Consider the following 20,347-nt stretch of genomic DNA (forward strand, 5'->3'; position numbering starts at 1 on the left):
GTGAAGGATCATACGTGCCGAGCCCCTGATCACCAACTGCCAAGCTGTGGCAGGATCCTACAAGGTAGGCTGAAAACGCCTGATTCACATTGTTTCGAAGCGCAGTATTCGACCGCTCTAACGCCATCGCGGGCAAGCCTTACTTCTACAGGTGGTGAGATCCTGTAGGAGCAAGGCTTGCCCGCAATAGCAATATTGCAATGACCACCGAAACAACGATTGTCAGCTCTCGGACTCGTGCTCCAACTCATCCGCGGTTTCAGCCGCAGCTTTACCCTTGGTCTTCAACTCACTAACAATCACCGCTGCGACAATTAACCCCGCACCGAACAGCGCCAGCCCCGGCAGCCGTTCACCCGCCAGGCGCCCGGCGATACCGGCCCAGACCGGTTCGCCAGCGTAGATCAGCGTCGCACGGGTTGGTGAAACGCTTTTCTGCGCCCAGTTCATCGCCACCTGAATCGCCGCACTGGCGGCGCCCAGGCCCACCGCGCTGGCCAGCAGCAACCAGGAGAAACCGGGAAGCGTTTCCTGAGTTGGCACAATCATCAAAAATGCCAGCACCGAAGTGGTCGCCAGTTGCACCACGGTGACCCGGCGCACGTCGACCCGGCCAGCATAAGTGCTGATCAGAATGATTTCGGCGGCGATGGCGACGGCGCTGATCAGCGTGGCGATTTCCCCGGAGCTGAAATTCAGCGACGCCCCGGCAGGGCCGGAGAGCAGCATCAACCCGGTAAACGCCAACATGATGCCAATGCTCGGCATCAACCCCGGCCGACGCCCCAGCACCAGCCATTGCAGCAAAGGCACGAACGGCACGTAAAGCGCAGTGATGAACGCCGATTGGCTGCTGAGAATGGTCTGCAAGCCAACGGTTTGCAGGCCGTAGCCGAGCATGATCGCCACACCAATGAACGCGCCGGCTTTGAGTTCAAACAGGGTCAACTCACGCAGGCTGCGCCAGGAGAACAGCGCGACAATACTCGCCGCTGCAGCAAAGCGCAGGCCGACGAAAAACATTGGCCCGCTGACCGTCATCGCATGCTGCACCAGCAGGAACGTCCCGCCCCAGACCATGGTGATCAGCACCAGCACGCATTCAGCCTTGCTGAACCGTGAGAAAAAGGTAGAGGGTTTGGAAGTATTCACCGACGTCATGGCCTTGCGCACTACCTGAGGGGGACGCACAATGCGCCCGAAGTTGGGCAGTATACTGCGCAAACCTACTAAGTGAGCAATATAGTGCACAAAGATTCCGGCCAACGAGCCTCCGTCCTGCAACACGTCAGCCAGAACGTCCGACGCCTGCGCCATGCCGCAGAGCTGAGCCAGACCGCATTGGCGGAAAAATCCGGAGTCAGCCGCCGGATGCTGGTGGCCATCGAAGCCGGTGAGAAAAACGTCAGCCTGACCACCCTCGACCGGGTGGCCGAAGCCTTGGACGTAGCCTTCAGCGACCTGATTCAGGCCCCCGAAGTGCGCGACCCGAGCCGCATCAACGAACTGGCATGGGCCGGTTTGATCCCCGGCAGTAAAGCGGTGCTGTTGGCCAAGGCCAATGCCAGTCGTGAAGTCGAACTTTGGGAGTGGCGACTGGAACCGGGCGAGGAATACGTTTCAGAGCCGGATGCCGATGGCTGGAGTGAACAGCTGTATGTCTTCGAAGGCAGCCTGACGCTGGTGCTGGGGGATGAAGAGCGGATTCTCGCGACAGGCGAGTTTGTCAGCTTCGCCAGTAACCGGCCTCACGCCTATCGCAATGATGGGACGGTGGCGACGCGGTTTGTGCGTAATGTGGTGCTCTGAAACAGATCATCGGTCCCGATAACCATCCAGTGATACATTTCAGACATTCCCCTCGATCCGTGAGAACCGCATGACCGAAACTCTTGGCGGACAAGCAACAGACATTATTCGCAACGCCGACATCCTGATCGTCGGCGGTGGCTTGAGCGGCGCATTATTGGCCATGCAGTTGCTGCGTTTGCCCGGCAAGCGTCAGGTGCTGGTGATCGAGCCTCGCGCCGAGTTGGGCCGGGGCGAGGCCTATAGCGCGGTTGAATTGGGCCATACGCTGAATGGCAATGCCGCGCGGATGGGTGTCGACCCGGACAACCCCGATGACCTGACCCAATGGCTGAGCGCATTTATTGCCAATGGCGGTTGGCCGGAGTCGGACCAGCAGTCGGTGCCGGTCGCCGAGTTGTTCCCGCCTCGGGGCATTTTTGGTCTGTACGTGCAGCAGCGGTTGGCCGAAGCCCAGGCCGTCGGCGCGCGTTATGGTTCAAGCGTCGAGCATGTGCGCGGGGAAGTGGTCGACCTGCAAACCGATGAACACGCGACATTACTGACCTTGAGTGATGGTTCACGGTTAAGCGGCGCTTTTGCGGTGCTGGCGACCGGCTTGTTCCCGGCTGCGCGAACCCCACAAACCGAGTCCAGTGGCTTGAACGCTGCAGCCGTCGATCCTTGGGATGTGGCGGCCATGACACGGCTTGATCCGCAATCGACGGTATTGATCATCGGCTCGGGCCTGACCATGGTCGATGCCGTGGTGTCGCTGGAGCAGGCCGGGCATCGTGGACCGATCGAAGTGTTTTCCCGTCACGGCTTGCTGCCGCATGTGCGTCGGCAACCGCCGGCGTGGGTGGATTTTCTGGCCGAAGATCCCGACATTCGCAGCCCGCGTCAGTTGATGCATGAACTGCGACGGCATTGCCGTGCGGCGATGGCGGAGGGTATCGACTGGCAGGCGCCGCTGGATACCGTGCGGGCGCATATCGGGCGGCTCTGGAGCCAGGCAACGGATGTGCAACGCCGGCAGTTTGTGCGTCATGTGCGGCCATGGTGGGAAAGCCATCATCACCGGTCGCCGCCCTTGAGTGCAGAGCTGGTGGCGCGTTTGCATCAGTCAGGGCGCTTGCGAATTCAGGCCGCTTCGTTCAAAGGCCTGGCGCCCTCGGCGGACGGACGGGTGAGCATTTTCATTCGTCGGCGCGGGGAGTCTGAAGTGACGGTGGTCAGTGGCGACGCGCTGATCAACTCCAGTGGCATCGAATACGACTGGCGCCGGGTCGCCCGACCCTTGCCGCAGCAACTGCTGGCCCGCGGCTTGATAAAACCGGGGCCATTGGCGCTGGGGATCGCAGCGGATCCGAGCGGGGCGGTCATGGATGCCGAGGGGCAGGTTGCCCAGCGCTTGTTCGCCATGGGCCCGCCCCTGCGTGGAATGTGGTGGGAAAGCACGGCGGTGACTGACGTGGCGAGCCAGGCCAAGGCGTTGGCACTACAGCTGGCGCGCTGAGCGTTGCCATGACGCAGCGCTGGAGCGATCAGACCTCCCTGATATTGACCCAGCGCTGCTCCCGCGCCGCCAGTCGAATCGCCGCCGCCAGGCGCTCCACTTCCCAGGCCTCCTCGAAATCCGTGCCGTCCTGGCCTTGTCCGGCCAGGGCCATGATCAGCGCATGCACTTCCAGCGTCTTCAACTCGTTGTAGCCCAGTTGATGCCCCGGTGCAGGGCTGAATGCCGCGTAGCCGGGCAGATTCGGTCCGGCCAGTAAACGCTGGAAACCGTCCTGGCCGGCGCGGCACAGGCGTAACTCATTCAAACGCTCCTGATCGAATGCCAGAGTGCCCTGGGTGCCGCTGATCTCGAAACTCAGGTGATTCTTGTAGCCGTGCTTGAGCCAACTGCTGCTGAAAGTGCCACGAGCGCCGTTGGCAAAGCGCAGCAGGGCGTGGGCCTGATCGTCGACGGCAATGCTGCGTTGTTCCAGGCTGCCCGCTGTAGCTGGACGCTGACGGTGCACCGTTTGGGTATCGGCGCACACCGCCTCGACATCGCCCACCAGATAGCGTGCCATGGCCAGCAAATGACTGCCCAGGTCCGCCAGCGCGCCGCCGGCATGTTCGGCCTCGCAGCGCCAGGACCACGGCGAGTTCGGGTCAGCCATGAAGTCTTCGCTGAATTCGCCTTGAAAGCTGATGATCTCGCCCAGGTCGCCATTTCGAATCAGCTCGCGGGCTAAGCCAATGATCGGGTTGTGCTGGTAGTTGTAGCCCACGCGGGTGACCACGCCGGCTGCTTTGGCCGCCAGGTGCATGGCGTTGGCTTGCTCAAGGCTGACTGCCAGCGGTTTTTCACAGTACAACGGTTTTCCGGCGGCTATAGCGGCCATGGCCATTGGGTAGTGAAGATGGTTGGGGGTGGTGATAGCGATCAGGTTGACCTTGGGGTCGTCGATCAACTGTTGCCAGTCACTGTGGGCCCGTTCGAAGCCCCAGGCCGTGGCGCACGCTTGTGCGCGAGCAGGATCGGCGTCGGCAAGCGCGGCGAGGCGCAGCGTGAAGGGCAGTTCGAAAGCCGCGCTGACATTGCGAAAGGCCAGGGCGTGGGCACGGCCCATGAAGCCCGTGCCGATAAGTCCGATTCCGAGTTCGCGCATAACTGGGTCCTTTGGATTTTTGTTTTCAGGATGCCTAGTTATGGAATAAATATTCTCTAAATGCAATTGATGGAATTAAAATTCCTTAATCTCTGGGATGACCTTCTTCCCTGTGGGAGCCGGGCTTGCCCGCGATACAAGCGCCACGGTACGACAGATGCACCTCGCTGATGCAATCGCGGGCAAGCCCGGCTCCCACAGGAGACAGAAAATCAGGACAGGAAACCACCGTCCACATTCAGCGAAACCCCAGTCGTATAGCTCGACGCATCACTCGCCAGATATAACACCGCACCGGCCATTTCGCTTGGATCCGCCACACGCTTGAGCGGAATCTGCTGCAGCGCGGTCTTCAGGATCGCGTCGTTTTTCACCAGCGCCGAGGCGAACTTGGTGTCGGTCAGGCCTGGCAGCAGGGCGTTGCAGCGGATGCCGAACTGCGCGCATTCCTTGGCGAAGACCTTGGTCATGTTGATCACCGCAGCCTTGGTCACCGAGTAGATGCCCTGGAAGATACCCGGCGAAATACCGTTGATCGACGCGACGTTGATGATGCTGCCGCCACCGTTTTCGCGCATCAGCTTGCCGGCTTCCACCGACATGAAGAAGTAGCCGCGAATGTTCACGTCGACGGTTTTCTGGAAGGCACTGAGATCAGTGTCCAGCACATTGCAGAACTGCGGGTTGGTTGCGGCGTTGTTGACCAGGATGTCCAGGCGACCGAATTGTTCGCGAATACTGGCGAACACTTGAGTGATTTGTTCCATTTCACCGATGTGGCAAGCGATAGCGGTGGCTTTGCCGCCGTCGGCGATGATCGCGTCGGCCACGTGCTGGCAGCCGTCGAGTTTGCGACTCGATACGATCACGTGGGCGCCTTGCTGGGCCAGCAGTTTGGCGATTGCTTCACCGATGCCACGGCTGGCGCCGGAGACGAAAGCGATTTTACCGTCGAGGTCGAACAAATGGGTCTTGGACATGGTTTTTCCTTGAGATGGGCAGGCGCCGGGCGCGTGATCAGAGGCTGGATTTCTGGATGACTTGCAGGCTCATCTGCTCCAGCAGCTTGTTCATGTGAATGAACTGCGCGAAGCGTTTGTCCTGGGTCTGACCATGGAAGAAACGGTAGTAGATCTGCTGCACGATACCGGCCAGGCGGAACAGCCCGTAGGTGTAATAGAAGTCGAAATTGTCGATCTTGATCCCCGAGCGCTCAGCGTAGTAATCGACGAATTCGCGCCGGGTGAGCATGCCGGGGGCATGGCTCGGTTGACGGCGCATCAGTTGCACCGGTGCCGGGTCGCCGGCTTCGATCCAGTAGGCGAGGGTGTTGCCCAGATCCATCAGCGGATCGCCGAGGGTGGTCAGTTCCCAATCCAGTACGCCGATGATCTGCATCGGGTTGTTCGGGTCGAGGATCACGTTGTCGAAGCGGTAGTCGTTATGGACGATGCTTGACGTCGGGTGGTCGGCGGGCATCTTGTCGTTGAGCCAGTCCTTGACCGCTTGCCAGCTCGGCGCATCAGGCGTCAGGGCTTTTTCGTAGCGCTCGCTCCAGCCATGAATCTGCCGGGCGACATAACCTTGCGGCTTGCCCAGGTCGGCCAGGCCACAGGCCTGGTAATCAACGCGGTGCAGTTCGACGAATTTGTCGATGAAACTCTTGCACAGGGCTTCGGTTTTAGCGGCATCGAGGCCCAGTTCCGCTGGCAGTTCGGAGCGCAGGATGATCCCCTTGACCCGTTCCATTACATAGAACTCGGCACCGATCACCGATTCGTCGGTGCAGTGCACGTAGGCTTTCGGGCAATACGGGAAACCGTCCTTGAGCTGATTGAGAATGCGAAACTCACGGCCCATGTCGTGGGCGGACTTGGCCTTGTGGCCAAACGGCGGCCGACGCAGCACGAACTCCTGCTCGGGGTATTCGAGCAGATATGTCAGGTTTGAAGCGCCACCGGGGAACTGGCTGATCTGTGGCAACCCGCTCAGGCCCGGAATGTGCGCCTTGAGGTACGGATCGATCAGGCTGGCATCGAGTTCTTCGCCAGAGCGGATACGGGTGGACTGGTCAGTAAGCGCCATGCTTATCCCTTCTGCTTATTTTGGAGGCCAGACATCATTGACTAATCTAATGGCGTGCCGGGGTCGCCACAAGCGCGGCAAGGTCTTATAGGTTAGCGTGTTGCTGGATAATCAGCGTTCCTGATGTGCGAGAGCAGGCTCGGCGAACTATGGTTCAGAGGAGCATCGCTTTCAGGAAGGAGATTCGACATGGGCTGTCCGCAAGTGTGCGCCACCGCGACCCTGCAATGCAGTTTCGGTGCGGCACCGGGGGTGCTCAACGTGCTGCCGGTAAACCGCACGCTGACCGGCGGCATGCCGGCGGCGAACATCATGGATCACATTCCGCTGCTGAACATCATGCCGTTTGGCATGTGCATGAGCCCGGCCAATCCAATGGTCGCCGCGGCCACGGCGGCCGCCCTCGGCGTGCTGACGCCGATGCCATGCATTCCGGCCACCGCCGCCCCGTGGATCCCCGGAGCACCGACCCTTTTGCTGGGGGGAATGCCTGCCCTCGATGCCAACTGCAGCTTGATGTGCAACTGGGGCGGGGTGATCAAGATTGCAATGCCGGGGCAGATGCAGATGCTTATCCCCTGATCCGAAGAGCGCCGCTGCCCTTGTAGCAGCTGGCGTAGCCTGCGTTCGGCTGCGTAGCAGTCGTGAAGTCAGACGCCGCGGTCTTTCAGGTCGACCGCGTGTAATGGATTGACGACTGCTACGCAGCCGAACGCAGGCTACGCCAGCTGCTACAGGTCTGCGTCAGGCCTGTGTCGGATCGGCCCAGCGCCGGTACCACCAGCGCATCCGCGAGATCGGTTTGCCCTCGGTATCCAACGGTCGTCCATCGCTGGCAAAGCCTTGTTCAGGTTCAAGCAACTGACCGTTGAGGTAGCGGGCGTTGACGGCGGGTTTGCCGTTAGGGTGAAAACGCTGGTAAACCCCTTCACGCACACCGTCGCGATAACACTCCAATTCAGCCACTTTCCCATCGGGGAAATAGTTGGTTGCTTCGCCATGCAGCAGGCCTCGGCGATACGTGGCTTTGCGTTGCAGCCAGCCTTGCGGCGCATAAAACGTTGCGACACCTTGTAACTTGTCATGCTCAAAAGGCAGTTGTGCCGACAGCTTGCCATTGGGGTGATACAGCAGGCTCCTGCCTTGCAGTTCGCCCTGGCTGTAATTCAAGGCGGCCTGGGGTTTTCCGGCTTCCTTGATGTGCAGCGGACCTTCCAGCCGGCCGTCGAGCATTCGTCCGTCGAGCCGGCTGTCACCGCGTTCCAGTTCCAGTTTGTCCGATGGCATCTTCGCTCGCTCCTCAATTGACCTTCACCAGTCCGCCCTTGATGGTCAGCATGCCGCCGCCATCCACGGTCTGTTCGGCGCCGCCCTTGTTGGTCAGGCTGACCCCCGCATCATTGGTCAGCGAGGTGCCGGCTTTGTTGGTCAGCTCCGTGCCGGCCTGATTGCTCAGGGAGGTGCCGGCTTTCTGGCTGATCGAGGTGCTGGCCTGGGCCGCCAGATCGGCGCCACTCTTGATCGCGAAACTGCCACCGCTTTGCAGCGTGAGAGTGCCGCTCACCTTGATGGTCAGGTTGCCGTCCACCGTCAGGCTGTAATCGCCGGTGACCTTGTGCTCATAGTTGCCGCCGGTACTGTGCTTCTGATCGGCGCCGACCTTCACCGTTCGGCTGTCCTTGACGTCGAGGCTGTCGCTGCCGGTCTGGATCGTCACGCTGCGTTTGCCTTTTTCCAGGGTCACGGTCTCGTCGCCTTCCTTGACCGTGCGGGTGCGGGCGTTCTTTACCGTAAGGATTTCGTCGTGGCCGACGCTGGCGGTGGTGTCGTTGAGCACGTTGATCTTGAAGTCCTTCTGCGCCTGCAGAAACACCTCTTCGGCGTCCTTCTTGTCCTCGAAGCGCAACTCGTTGAACCCGTCGCCACCTTTGGATGAGTGGGTCTTGATTCCGGATTGGGTCTGGTTCGCTGGCAGCGCATAGGGCAGGGCGTTGTCGCCGTTATAGACACAACCGGTGACCAATGGCCGGTCCGGGTCGCCGTCGATAAAGGTCACGATTACTTCCTGACCGATCCGTGGCACAAACTGCATGCCGAAGCCTTTGCCACTCCACGGCAGCACCACGCGGACCCAACAGGAACTGCTTTCGTCATTCTTGCCGTCACGATCCCAGGGGAACTGCAACTTGATCCGGCCGTACTGATCGGTCCAGATTTCCTCGCCGGATTTGCCGACCACCAGCGCCGTTTGCGTATGCATCCGCGGCTTGGGCGTAATCCGCGCCGGGCGATAAGGCGTGGCCTTGGGAATGGCTTCGAAGCGGTTGCGGTAGCTGTCGTGACTGGCCTCATGCGTGACCGCCGTCACCACCCAATCGATATTCAGCGTCGGGTCATCGTGACCGGCCAGCGTGAACCAGTGCCCCGGCACCAGCCAACGGCAATCGCTCTCGCCGACGAATCGTTTCTCCTGACTGCGCAAACCGTCCACCCGCTGCTTGGTCAGCGCATCGCCCCGGGCCTTGGCGTTGTAACCGCCCGGATGTTCGTAGATAGAGCGCGGCCCGGCCACTGCTTCAGCCTGATCGTAGAGGGACGTGGTCGGTGTGGTGAACTCATAATCCGTCGCCCGATACACCCCGGCCACCGCCTGCACACAGACTTGTCCGGAACGGATGCCATGCAATTCGCGCTCGCCCATTCGCTGCCCGAGATACGTCACCTTCGGCCCGTTGGGGATTGGCACAAAAGCGTCGTTGCTGTCCCCAAGCACCAGCGTGTGCTTGCCGTCTTCATGGGTGAAAAACCAGAAAATCCCTTCCTCTTCCAGCAACCGCGAAACGAAGGCGAAATCGGTTTCACCGTACTGCACGCAGTACTCGCGCGGGGTGTAACTGCCGGTGAGTTTCAACTGGAAATCGGTGAAGCCGTGAGCCTTGAAAATCGTCGTGACGATGTCCGAGGTGGCGAGGTTCTGGAACACCCGGTTGTTGCTGGCCAGGGTCAGCCACCAGAGCCATGGCCTTAGAACAAGCTGATAGCGCTCGGCGGTGGCGTCGGCGGGGAGTTGGCGGATCTCGGCGACCAGTGCGTCGAAGGGGCGGGTCAGGGCGTCATTGTGCAGGGTGGTAGTGATGTGGCTGGCGACGGCGCTGGTCAGGGTGAGGGACGCGCCGTCGTTGAGGCCGTTGAGGGTTTGTGAACTCAGGGCGTTAAGCGATTCTTCGCCGGAGATTGACTCAGGGTAAAGCGCCGACAGTGAGGTGGCGGTGAGGGAGAGGGTGGTGTTGCTGTCGGCGGTGCGGGGCATTGAGCAGTCTCAAATAGTCTTCAATGATTCGGCTGGCCATAGAAAAAATAAGTACCTTCGCTGGAAAGTTGAATCAAGGTACCCATCCCCAACCATCATGTTGGTTATAGGTGACCAATGTTGCTGCATTGGTCGCTACAGCAGTGCTGGATAAAATCACACGTTTGCTTGAAGCGCCTCCCCCCATATTCTCATCTGCATGAGAAAAAATTCGCAGAGGCGTATTGTTCAGCCCGTATAGGGTTCGCATCAGTGTTGGTACGGAATACAAACACCCGTGCTGGCCGGTACAGGGCATCAATTTGCAGTCGATGTCGATGCTGGTGATATTACCAACGCCACCGGCGCCCGCAATCGCGTTGGTAATGGCTGCAATCGCGGCCACAGCGCCATTCTGTCCAAGCGTTCTCCAATACTGTTGGTCTGGATGATTGGCCGGTTGATTATTTGCACCAGCAGACAATGGCGGTCGCAAACAGACAATTGTTCCATTAGCCAGATAAGCATGAGCCACATAGGAAATTTGTGGAGCGTTCCACCAGGTTTGTACGGTGTTGTGAATGTTAACGTTTCCGGAAGTACACGCTGCTTTGGAACGTCTTAGAGCCATTGTTATAGTCCTCTTAAGGAGTAACTTTAAGATTGTCTGACACGGCAACTGGGGTCTGCATTCACATCGGATGTCACCCTATAGCGGACTGATAGGTAGCACTGGAATTCATCAAGGACAAAAACGGACAGGGACGGTCTTCCTCCCCGAGCAGAAAAGTTTTTCTCTCTATGAAAATTGGAGCTGAGTCGGTTTCCAGAGGTTTCATATTTTTTTCCATGAATTGCCGACCTTTTTTTGGACCGGTGACCATATTCCCAAATTGGCATTTGGGTTAAGGTTTTTGGTGATTGAAGTAGGGTCGTCAAGCGGTGCCTTGAATCCTAACTTTCCATAAAACGTCTGGCCACCGGCCTCTCTCGGTTTGCTCATGTCGGTCAAGGTCAATCGGCCATTTTTCCCCATGCGTTCGGAAAACTGTACGGCACGCTCTATCAGTTCCGTACCTGTTCCTTGCATGGTTGGATTCGCGCAAAGATCTTCAACTTTAACTTCAGTGTCCTGGGTTTTGAGCTTCATTAGTCCCGCCACACTGCCGCCTGATTTAGTCAGCGCAATAAACCAGTACATTCCAGGCTCTTTGATCGAATAGGACTCCGCAATATTGAGTGCGTCACTCGCCTGGATAGCACGCTGACCCGTCACTGTTTTTTGTTTGATTAAATCGGCTACTTGGAACAGGAAGGCTTTTGCAGCCTCGGCGTAATGTTCCTGATTGACTTGATAGATGTCGTAAGTCATAACCAAAGCTCCGTGTAGACGATACTTAATGGATTACTCCAACACCCACTCCGCCAACTTCCCCGTCACCTGCGTCATCAACACATTCTCGACATCCCGCGCACCCGCCGCGCTGCACTTGGCCAACACCGCCTGCACAATCCCGGCATCAAACTCAAACTGTTTCCCGGTTGCCGCTTTGTAGCGGCCACGCAATTTCTCCAGTTTCGCCAGCACAATCCCTTCCAGCGTCGCCTCATCCAACGGCCGGTACGCCACCACGGTCATGCGCGCCAGAAACGCCGGGCGGAAGGCTTTCAGCAGCACGTTGTGCAAGGCTTCGGTGAAGGCATCGCTGTCGAGTTGCGCGGTCGGTGTGTCGAGCAACAGTTCGGCGCCGACGTTGCTGGTCGCGAGCATCACGGTGTTCTTGAAGTCCACCACCAGGCCGGTGCCGTCCTCCATCAGGCCCTTGTCGAAGACGTTATAAAAAGCCTCCAGCACATCCGGGTGGGCTTTTTCGATTTCGTCCAGCAACACCACGGAATAGGGTTTGCGCCGCACGGCTTCGGTGAGCACGCCGCCGCTGCCGTAGCCGACGTAGCCGGGTGGGGCGCCTTTAAGTTGGCTGACGGTGTGGGCTTCTTGATATTCAGAAAGGTTGATGCTGATCAGATTGCGCTCACCGCCATACAGCGCATCGGCCAGGGCGTAGGCGGTTTCGGTTTTGCCGACGCCGGTGGGGCCGACCAGCAGGAACACGCCGACCGGTTTTTGCGGGTCGGTGAGGCCGGCGCGATACGCCTGCAAGCGTTGGGCGATGGTGTTCAGCGCGGTGCGTTGGCCCATCACCCGTTGGCTCATGCGCTGGCCGAGGGTGCGCACGGCGTGGGCTTCGTCGGCGAGCATCTTGCCCACCGGGATGCCGGTCCAGCCGGCAATCACCGCGGCGACGGTTTTCGCATCGACTTGCTCCGGTACCAGCGGGTCATCCTGGCGAATGGCGTCGAGGCCGGCTTCCAGGCGCAGCAGTTCGGCGGCCAGATGGTCGAGGCGTCCATCAGTGACGTCGTCCGGTTTGTCATTGTCGGCGCGTTCGCTCAAGGCCAGCAGCTCGCGTCGGGTTTCCAGCAGCTCGCGCACGGCGACGCGCTCTTCGCTCCAGCGAATCTCCAGCTCGCGAATGGCCTGCACGTTACTGGTGGACTCGGTCTCGAGCACGGTAATGCGCTCACGATGATCGAGGCCGGTGGCCTGTTCGCGGCGCAGGCGTTCGACTTCATCCTTGAGGCTTTGCTGGCGATGACGCAGGCTTTCCAGTGGTGGCGGTACGTCGTGTTGCCCGAGGGCGACCCGCGCGCAAGCGGTGTCGAGCACGCTGATCGCTTTGTCGGGCAGTTGCCGGCCAGAGATGTAGCGATGGGACAGCTTCACCGCCTCATGAATCGCCGCATCCAGGACCTGCACGCCGTGGTGCTGCTCGAGTTTGGCGGCGACCCCGCGGAGCATTTCCACGGCAGTGATTTCATCCGGTTCTTCGACCTGCACCAGTTGGAAGCGCCGGGCGAGGGCCGGGTCTTTCTCGAAGTATTTCTTGTACTCAAGCCAGGTGGTCGCGGCCAGGGTCCGCAGTTCACCACGGGCCAGCGCCGGTTTGAGCAGGTTGGCGGCGTCGCTTCCGCCCTCGACACCCCCGGCGCCGATCAGGGTGTGGGCTTCGTCGATGAACAGGATGATCGGTTTTTCCGCGCTGCGGACGGCATCGATCACCCCTTTGAGCCGTTGCTCGAATTCACCTTTGACCCCGGCGCCGGCCTGCAACAAACCAAGGTCGAGGACCCGCAGACTGACTTCTTGCAGCGACGGCGGTACGTCGCCGGCGGCGATGCGCAGGGCCAGGCCTTCGACCACTGCGGTTTTGCCAACGCCGGGCGCGCCGACCAGGATCGGATTGTTCTGGCGACGGCGCAGCAGGATGTCGATGCACTGGCGAATTTCGCCGTCACGCCCGACGATGGGATCGATGCGTCCGGCATGCGCGTCGGCGGTCAGGTCCTGGGTGAACTGATCAAGTATCGAGTCCTGTTTCTGCTGCGGTTTGCCGCCGGTTGCGGCGACCGAGCGGGCGCCGCCGACGTGCTCGCGGGAGCTTTCGGTCCACTCCAGCAGATTGCTGCGCAGGGCGTCCCGAGGAATGCGCAGCAGCGACGAAGCACTGTTGAGCAACAGGCTGCGGCGTTCATCACGGTCGAGCAGTGCCAACAGCAACAGGCCGGAACGGATGCTCTCAAGGCCAAGCACGCTGGCCTGCACCACGGCGTCCTCCAGCAAGCCGATGGTCTGTGCCGAGAGTGCCGGAGTGCGGGTACTGCCGGTCTTGAACAGCTCCAGGGCCTTGTTGATTTCCGCCGTCAGGGCATCGCGTTCCAGGCCGAAGCGCGGTAGCAGGTAGGCGAAGTCGCCGCCTTCGATTTCCAGCAGTTCAAGCAACAGGTGCTCGATTTCAACGTAATGATGACCACGTTGCAGGCAACGCTGGGCGGCCCGTTCCAGGGCGCGGCGGTTGTCCGGGTTGAGGCGTCCGATCAGGCTGGCCAGTTCCATGTTCAGGTGATCTCCAGCTGACGAAGACGAGTCTCGATGCGTTGCAGAGTGAGGCTGGACTGGCGCTGCAAGCCACCGTTCCAGCTCAACAGCGGCGGTGTCTGACGACCGAGTTTTATCGGGCTGGCGCCACGCACCAGCAGCACCAGTGTGCACTCCAGGTCCGGCCCGAAATACAGTGCGCTGAGGCTGGCCAAGGCCGCGTGCGTTTCACCGTCCGGCAAGAAGGCGGCAGCCTGGGCGGGTGTCAGTGGGCCAAGGGTCAGACGGATGCCGGCATGTTCGTCCCAGACCCGGGTGCCGGCCACGGCGCTGCGCCCCAGTTGCAGGTTGCGTCCACCGGGCTGCAAGCGGCTGCGACTGGCGGCTGGAATCTCGCGCCAGGCACCTTCATAGGCGTTGAGCTCGACCGGCAATTCGAACTGTTCGCGCACGATGGCAGCGAAGCCTGCGAGCGAACGACGCCCGTCGGCGAACAGCGCGCTGCACGCCAGCACGGCGGCATCGGGAATCGCCTGACGATCATGCAGGGCCTTGGGCAGCAGGCCGGTCAGCGCTCGCAACTGAGCGTGCACCGGTGTTGCGCCAGGCACTGAAAAGCCCACGGCAATCCGGTGTTTGCGCAGCACTTTGTAGAGCAGGCTGAGCAGTCGGTGCTGGAACAGATCGAGGAACTCGGCCGGCGCATAATCCTTGGCGCGGGCGCGTTGTTGCAGCCATTCCTGATAGGCGTAGGGCAGTGGTCCGTCTGGTCCGCCGAGACCGAAAACCGGAGTGGTCAGGGTCGGCTTGTGATCCGTTTCCTCGGTCAGGCTTTCAACCTGGCTGGCGGCGAACAACGGCGTCAGCGGACCGCGCAGACGCAGCGCTTCAGCCTGCGGTGCGGTGCCGCTACCCAGCGATTCGGCTTGTGGATGCTCACGCTCGAGCAGCAACAAGGCCTGCAACAACTCGAACGCCTGAGGATCGCGGCGCAGTCGTTGGCTCAGGCTCAGAGGGAGAGCGGCATGCCGGCTTGGGGTTGCCATGCCTTGATCTCCTTGTCCGATTCAACCAGCACCGTGCGCACGAAGCGATTGGCCGTGGCATAGAGTGAGAAAAACTGCGCCAGCACCGCTGAAAACAGCACCGCGCTGGTGCCGACAAAATGCTGCGGATCGAGTTGCAGGCGCACCTCCAGCCCATTGCGCCAGCCGCGCCAGGCATCTTCACCGACATGCGCAATGACGCGCTCACAGCTCAGGCTCAGCAGACCTTCGATCTGCCGCAGAGCACTGGCCTCGTCACGCAGGTTATGCAGTGCGAGGATTTCCTTGAGTGCGTCCAGCGCCTGCGGACCTTCGACCAATGACAAATGATTGAGGGTCAATTGCGAGACCAGTCGCCAGCGCGATTCACCGTCCAGCCGCGGCAGGCTTTGCGGGCTCGGCGGATTACGCAGGCGCGCCGAGGCGACTGGCCCCGGTCGCTCGAAGCCTAGCGGTGTTCCAGCCGACAGGCTCTGGGCCAAGTGCCGATTGGTGCAGAGCAGCTCGGCGGACAGGCTCAGTTCAGTCACGTCTTCAAACGGGTCGAGCTGGGTGTCCACCAGACTCAACATCAGGTCGGTGCCCAAGCGGTTTGGGGTCATGCCGCTGATTCGCCGGGCGTGCCAATAGCAGCGGTGGTTGCCGCCGTGCTGGCTGCCGTAATACGCCGGTACGCGCTGCACGCCCTGCGAGGTGCTGGCGCGAAGGGCGCGGATGCTATGGATTTCGACGCTGTTTTCCCGATGGCTATCAGCAACCAGGCGGTATTCGCTGCGAGTGCCGTCCGGGCGAAGCGGCTCGGAAGTCCGTGGGAACAGGTTGATCACCGGCGCGCAACCCAGCGCGATATCGCTGGCTTGTAAATGCAGGCGGCTGCCGAGTGCCTGGTCGAAAACGATGTACAGATACAGCGTCTGGCTGTCGCTGATTGCACCCGCCAGCGGCACGTCGAAAAAATTGAATTTGTCCGGAAAGGCAAAGTACTCGGCGAGCAAACGCATCCCAGGATGCACGCCGTCTTCATCGGGTAGCAGCACTTCATCGTTGGCGAAACCGACGATTTTCGGCAGCCCGGCCAGCACTTTTGGTGTGCTGCCGGGTGGCCCGGCGAGGAGCTGAATCGCATGGGCACCGAGCAAGTCGTAGAGCTTGGCGTTAATCACCGGCGACGCGGCCAGGTGCAAGCGCAACTGCTCGATGCCGAGTTCTGCCCATTGGCTTTGGCCCAGGCAGCGCAGGCTCAAGCGCAGCGCCGAACGTGCCTGGGCGACGCCGGTCAGGGCCTGGGCTTCGTCACTTCCCAGCAGCAAGGCTTCGTCGATTGCCAGCGGCCAGAGGTGAACGGCGGCGCTGGTACGAAAGTGAATGCTTTCACCGTGGCGGGTGGTGACGAACAGCGGCGTGTCGCGCGGCAGCGGGTAACCGCCGGCCAGGTTGCCCTTGCTTGGATCGGGCTCGAACTGGACGATGGCGCAGGACGGCAGCGGCCGCATGGTCAGCGGATAGAGTTGTTCCAGCAGCGCGTCGCTGAACTCGGCGTAATCGTCGTCGAGTCGCCGTTGCAGGCGCGCCGCGAGCAAGGCGAAACCTTCCAGCAAGCGCTCGACATGCGGGTCCGGGCATTCGCCGGGAGACAGTTCCAGGCGTCTGGCAACCTTGGGATAGCGTTCGGCGAAAATGCTCCCGGCATGGCGCAGCCAGGTCAGTTCCCGCTGGTAGTAATCGAGCAGTTGCGGGTCAATCGAGTCGCTCATTGCGCACCTCAAGGCCATCGCCGGCGTTCTCGATGACGAATGCGACAGGCCAATGCTGCTTGCCGCTGCGTAGCTCACCTTGCAGCTTGATACTCAGCTGTTGCGGATTTTCGGGGACCGGCGTGACCTCGACCGCGTTGAGTCGCAGACGTGGTTCGAAGGCGTCGATGGCTTCACGAATCTGCCGCATCAATTGACGGCGGTCATCGCTGCGCTGTTGCTGCAATGCAGTCCAGTCAGCGATGCCGTAGTCAATAACGCTTGGCGGCGTGGTCAGCGGGCGCTGGCCACGACGGGTGTTGAACAAGCGCAGCAACTCGATACGGACCGACTCCAACAGTGCCTGGCGATCGAACGCCTGCACGGTATCCGCCTCACTGGCGGAAAGGCGTTCGAACAGCGGCGGCAGAATGCCGGTGCCGGTCATTTTCGGGGTACTCCGTCAGCCCTTGATCAGCTTGTTCGCGGCCAGGTCCCAGGTCGAAGCGGCCGTGCCTTCCTTGGTGCCATCGTCTTTCTGCGCGGTCAGTTCCCACTTGATCTTGGTGAAGTTCAGCGAGAGGGTTTCCACCGGTTTGCCGCCCGTACCACCGCTGACGCTGACGTTGGACAGCACCACGTTGTTCAGGGTGTAAATGATGAAGGGCATCAACTGGCCACTGCCTTCGGCCGCGTTGCGTCCGATGGTGATCTTGGCTTCCGGGATCGGTTTGCCGGCGCAGCAGTACTCGTTGAGAGACGGGGTCGAGCTGTCGACGAACTTGGTCAGCGTGAACTCGCCGATGTGCGGCTTGCCGGAGGTACGCTCGGAGTTGCTGACGTCGTTGGTCACCTGCATCGCGACGTTGTGGCTGTAGGACATGACTTCGATCTTGTCCTTGTAACCTTCGAGCAGACTGTCGCCTTTGATGTCGCCGCCGAGGTCGAGAATGATTGCATCCATCGCATGAAACTCCTGAAGAAAATCGCGTTAGATAAGCAAAGGAAAACCCGCCGGCCAGGCCGGCGGGAGGCAGGTCAGGCAGCTACCGGTGGCGGCAGGGTGGCGACCAGGCGGATCGAGGCTGTCAGCTCTTCGAGCTGGAAGTGCGGCCGCAGAAACACCGTGGCCCGATAGACGCCCGGTTTTCCGGCGACTTCCGAGACATCCACTCGGGCCTCACGCAGCGGGTACTGCGCCTTGATTTCCTGTGGGGCGTTGTCGTTGATCAGCACGTAATCGGCGATCCAGTTGTTGAGGTAGGTCTGCACGTTGTCACGGGTCATGAAGCTGCCGACCTTGTCGCGCATGATGACCTTCAGGTAGTGGGCGAAGCGGGACGCCGCGAGCACGTAAGGCAGCATGGCCGAGATCCGCGCGTTGGCGTTCGCCTCGTTGGTGTTGTAGACCTTGGATTTGTTGGTGGTCTGGCCACCGAAGAACACCGCCACGTCGCTGTTTTTCTTGTGGCACAGGGCGATGAAGCCGAGGTCGTTGAGCTCTTTTTCACGACGGTCGGTGATTGCCACTTCGGTCGGGCATTTGAGCGACAGATCGCCAGAGGTGGTGCGGAACGTGTGGGCGGGCAGTCCTTCGACGGCGCCACCGCCTTCGGCGCCGCGAATTGCTGCACACCAACCGTATTTGGCGAAGGCTTCAGTGATGCGTTGCGACAGGGCCCAGGCCGCATTGCCCCAGAGGTATTTGCTGTGGTCGCTGCCGTTGACGTCCTCGACGTAGTTGATGCCTTCCACCGGCAAGGTGTCCGGGCCATAAGGCAGGCGCAGCAGGAAGTGCGGCAGCACCAGCGACACGTAGCGCGAGTCTTCGCTTTCGCGGAAGGAGCGCCACTTGATCAGCTCCTGGCTCTCAAAGACTTTCGACAGGTCACGCGGCACCGCGAGCTCGGTGAAGCTGTTCATGTCGAACAGCCGCGGGCTGGCAGCGGCAATGAACGGCGCATGGGCGGCGGCCGCGACGTTCGAGAGTTTCTCCAGCAGGCCGATGTCCTGCGGGTTCCGGCCGAAGGTGTAGTCACCCACCAGCAGGCTGAACGGGTGACCGCCAAAGGTCCCGTATTCTTCTTCGTAGATCTTTTTGAACAGCGCGCTCTGGTCGAACTCGACGGCTTTTTCCAGATCGTTCTGCAGCTCTTTCTGGGTCACGTTGAGCAAGCGCAGTTTCAGCCTGGAACTGGTTTCGGTGTTCTGCACCAGCAGGTGCAGGCCGCGCCAGGACGCTTCGAGTTTTTGCAGGTCCGGATGGTGCAGGACTTCGTTGAGCTGGGTGCTGATCAGCTTGTCGATCCGGCTGATGCGGTCATTGATCATCGCCACGGTGTCCTTGTCGACGACCATGTCTTTGTCAAGAACCTGGGTGGCGAATTCCGCAAGCATGTCGCGGGCGTAATCCTTCTGGCTTTCGTCGTGGGCCATTCGCCCTTCGGCGATGATTCGGTCGAGCAGAGACAAGGTCTCGTTCACACTCTCGCTGGCTTGGGCCTGGGCGCTGGATGAGGCGGGCATGGCAATTTCTCCCTAAGTGAATGGACGATCAGGCTTGATCTTGCGGCGCCGCGTCGGCATCACCGGCAGGTGCAGAAGGCTGCGCTTCAGGCTGCGCTTCAGGCCGGGCCGACTTGATCTCTTGCAGGCCTTCGGTGTTGGCGATGACATCACGCAGCAGCTTGTCCAGGTCATCGTTGCCATCGAGTTTGGTCAGCAGGTCGCGCAGACGCTGACGCGCTTCGAACAGGCGCCGCAACGGCGCTACTTGCTCGACCACCTTGACCGGATCGAAGTCATCGATATGACCGAACTTGAGCTCGATGTTGAGCTTGCTGTCATCGCCGGTGAGGGTGTTGTTGACCTGTAAGGTGGCGCGCGGGGCGATCGAGGCGAGCACTTCGTTGAAGTTGTCGCGATCGATCTCGGTGAAGCGCCGTTCATTCAGTTTTGGGAGGGGTTCCAGCGGTTTGCCAGAAAGGTCGGCAAGAATGCCGACCACCAGAGGCAATTCTTTCTTCTCGATGGCGTTACCTATTTCAACGTCATAGGTGATTTGCACACGGGGTGGACGGACCCTGTCGAGCTTGTGCTGAGTACTTTCTGCCATGGTGGCTGACTCCGATGCATGGGCGGGAGCAATGCACCGGAGGGTCCGTTCATCGCATTCCCTTACCGAACCGTAGGTTAGAAAGGGAGGGCAGTTGGAACTGTCATTCCTTTGACGAACCTTCCACATTCGTCGTACCGACCGAACTACCCAAGACGCTAGAACAGGTCTATAAAAATGCAAACAAAAACAATTTTGGACCGTCATGAGAAAAGGAAAATTCATTGTGCGCGCAGGTTTTTTTATCTCTCTCTCGTTCCTGTTACTCGCGGGCTGTTCGTTGTTCGGGCCGCGAGTCGATCTCGATCGCCTGACGCTGGACGTCGCCGCCCATGCCAATGACGACACGCCGATTGCCGTGGATTTTGTCGCGGTGAATGATCCGGACCTGCTCAAACAGCTGTCGGCACTGACCGCTCGGCAATGGTTCAGCGAGCGCGAGCAGTTTCAACGCGACTACCGACAGCTGATGACGGTCTGGGGGCTGGAGCTGGTTCCAGGGCAGTTTATCGATCAACAACCCTTCCCCCTGGGCGGCAAGCGGGCCGCTGGACTTTTGATCTTCGCGAGCTATAACACACCCGGAGCGCACCGACTTCGACTGGACGATCAGAGCAAGGCCTGGCTGAAGTTCGACAGTCGCGAGATGACACTGGTCAGCGACACTGCGCACTGATCTGCACTGAAAAGA

General features: G+C 60.4%; 19 protein-coding genes. 4 read left to right on the forward strand and 15 right to left on the reverse strand.

Translation table 11 applies throughout. The features are described from left to right. Nucleotides 1-222: 222 nt before the first annotated feature. Nucleotides 223-1,251: a DMT family transporter gene (locus tag AABM55_RS11725; protein WP_347929636.1), complete on the reverse strand. Its 1,029-nt coding sequence runs from the start codon at nt 1,249-1,251 to the stop codon at nt 223-225. Here AABM55_RS11725 and AABM55_RS11730 point away from each other — a divergent pair. Continuing rightward, nucleotides 1,246-1,809, forward strand: a complete 564-nt coding sequence (locus AABM55_RS11730; RefSeq protein ID WP_054596757.1) for a helix-turn-helix domain-containing protein — start codon at nt 1,246-1,248, stop codon at nt 1,807-1,809. The two genes, AABM55_RS11725 and AABM55_RS11730, sit on opposite strands and share 6 nt — an antisense overlap. A gap of 70 nt (nt 1,810-1,879) precedes the next feature. Next, nucleotides 1,880-3,307 (forward strand): FAD/NAD(P)-binding protein, encoded by a 1,428-nt coding sequence (locus AABM55_RS11735; RefSeq protein WP_347929637.1) that lies wholly within the window; start codon nt 1,880-1,882, stop codon nt 3,305-3,307. 28 nt (nt 3,308-3,335) lie between these two features. On the opposite strand, the gene AABM55_RS11740 is transcribed toward AABM55_RS11735, so the two are convergent. From AABM55_RS11740 to AABM55_RS11750, 3 genes are all read right to left on the reverse strand, one after another. Beyond that, the gene (locus tag AABM55_RS11740; protein WP_347929638.1) at nt 3,336-4,451 is read right to left on the reverse strand and encodes a Gfo/Idh/MocA family oxidoreductase; all 1,116 of its coding nucleotides are present in this window, start codon (nt 4,449-4,451) and stop codon (nt 3,336-3,338) included. 212 nt (nt 4,452-4,663) lie between these two features. Continuing rightward, complete coding sequence (locus AABM55_RS11745; protein ID WP_347929639.1) at nt 4,664-5,431, reverse strand: SDR family oxidoreductase; 768 nt, start codon at nt 5,429-5,431, stop codon at nt 4,664-4,666. 37 nt (nt 5,432-5,468) lie between these two features. After that, complete coding sequence (locus AABM55_RS11750) at nt 5,469-6,536, reverse strand: phosphotransferase family protein (RefSeq protein WP_347929640.1); 1,068 nt, start codon at nt 6,534-6,536, stop codon at nt 5,469-5,471. A gap of 189 nt (nt 6,537-6,725) precedes the next feature. Between AABM55_RS11750 and AABM55_RS11755 the strand changes: the two genes are divergently transcribed. Next, complete coding sequence (locus AABM55_RS11755; RefSeq protein ID WP_347929641.1) at nt 6,726-7,118, forward strand: DUF4280 domain-containing protein; 393 nt, start codon at nt 6,726-6,728, stop codon at nt 7,116-7,118. Nucleotides 7,119-7,280: 162 nt separating this feature from the next. Here the strand turns inward: AABM55_RS11755 and AABM55_RS11760 are convergent, their stop codons facing one another. From AABM55_RS11760 to tssB, 11 genes are all read right to left on the reverse strand, one after another. Then, complete coding sequence (locus AABM55_RS11760) at nt 7,281-7,823, reverse strand: toxin-antitoxin system YwqK family antitoxin (RefSeq protein ID WP_347929642.1); 543 nt, start codon at nt 7,821-7,823, stop codon at nt 7,281-7,283. Nucleotides 7,824-7,836: 13 nt separating this feature from the next. Continuing rightward, nucleotides 7,837-9,846: a type VI secretion system tip protein TssI/VgrG gene (gene tssI / locus AABM55_RS11765; protein WP_347929643.1), complete on the reverse strand. Its 2,010-nt coding sequence runs from the start codon at nt 9,844-9,846 to the stop codon at nt 7,837-7,839. Nucleotides 9,847-9,919: 73 nt separating this feature from the next. Then, a complete protein-coding gene (locus tag AABM55_RS11770) occupies nt 9,920-10,456 on the reverse strand; it encodes a hypothetical protein (RefSeq protein WP_146016082.1) in 537 nt (178 codons plus the stop codon). A gap of 204 nt (nt 10,457-10,660) precedes the next feature. After that, a complete protein-coding gene (locus AABM55_RS11775; protein WP_054596765.1) occupies nt 10,661-11,197 on the reverse strand; it encodes a GNAT family N-acetyltransferase in 537 nt (178 codons plus the stop codon). A 33-nt stretch (nt 11,198-11,230) separates the two neighbouring features. Then, nucleotides 11,231-13,780, reverse strand: coding sequence for a type VI secretion system ATPase TssH (tssH, locus tag AABM55_RS11780; RefSeq protein WP_347929644.1), 2,550 nt, complete (start codon nt 13,778-13,780; stop codon nt 11,231-11,233). A 2-nt stretch (nt 13,781-13,782) separates the two neighbouring features. Next, nucleotides 13,783-14,808, reverse strand: coding sequence for a type VI secretion system baseplate subunit TssG (gene tssG / locus AABM55_RS11785; protein WP_347929645.1), 1,026 nt, complete (start codon nt 14,806-14,808; stop codon nt 13,783-13,785). Further along, entirely contained in the window at nt 14,772-16,562 is a 1,791-nt protein-coding gene (gene tssF / locus AABM55_RS11790; protein WP_347929646.1) for a type VI secretion system baseplate subunit TssF, read from the reverse strand. Before tssF ends, tssG begins: the two co-directional genes overlap by 37 nt. Continuing rightward, nucleotides 16,546-16,989 (reverse strand): type VI secretion system baseplate subunit TssE, encoded by a 444-nt coding sequence (tssE, locus tag AABM55_RS11795; RefSeq protein WP_347929647.1) that lies wholly within the window; start codon nt 16,987-16,989, stop codon nt 16,546-16,548. The genes tssF and tssE overlap by 17 nt, the downstream gene beginning before the upstream one ends. Before the next feature lie 15 nt (nt 16,990-17,004). Then, on the reverse strand, nt 17,005-17,505 hold the full coding sequence (locus AABM55_RS11800; protein WP_054596770.1) for an Hcp family type VI secretion system effector: 501 nt from the start codon (nt 17,503-17,505) through the stop codon (nt 17,005-17,007). 74 nt (nt 17,506-17,579) lie between these two features. Continuing rightward, on the reverse strand, nt 17,580-19,067 hold the full coding sequence (tssC, locus tag AABM55_RS11805; protein WP_054596771.1) for a type VI secretion system contractile sheath large subunit: 1,488 nt from the start codon (nt 19,065-19,067) through the stop codon (nt 17,580-17,582). Between the two features lie 28 nt (nt 19,068-19,095). Next, a complete protein-coding gene (tssB, locus tag AABM55_RS11810) occupies nt 19,096-19,656 on the reverse strand; it encodes a type VI secretion system contractile sheath small subunit (RefSeq protein WP_347929648.1) in 561 nt (186 codons plus the stop codon). A gap of 205 nt (nt 19,657-19,861) precedes the next feature. Here tssB and AABM55_RS11815 point away from each other — a divergent pair, with 205 nt between their 5' ends. Further along, nucleotides 19,862-20,332, forward strand: a complete 471-nt coding sequence (locus tag AABM55_RS11815) for a type VI secretion protein (protein WP_347929649.1) — start codon at nt 19,862-19,864, stop codon at nt 20,330-20,332. Nucleotides 20,333-20,347: the final 15 nt, after the last annotated feature.

Source organism: Pseudomonas helvetica (genome assembly GCF_039908645.1).
Taxonomy (GTDB): domain Bacteria; phylum Pseudomonadota; class Gammaproteobacteria; order Pseudomonadales; family Pseudomonadaceae; genus Aquipseudomonas; species Aquipseudomonas helvetica.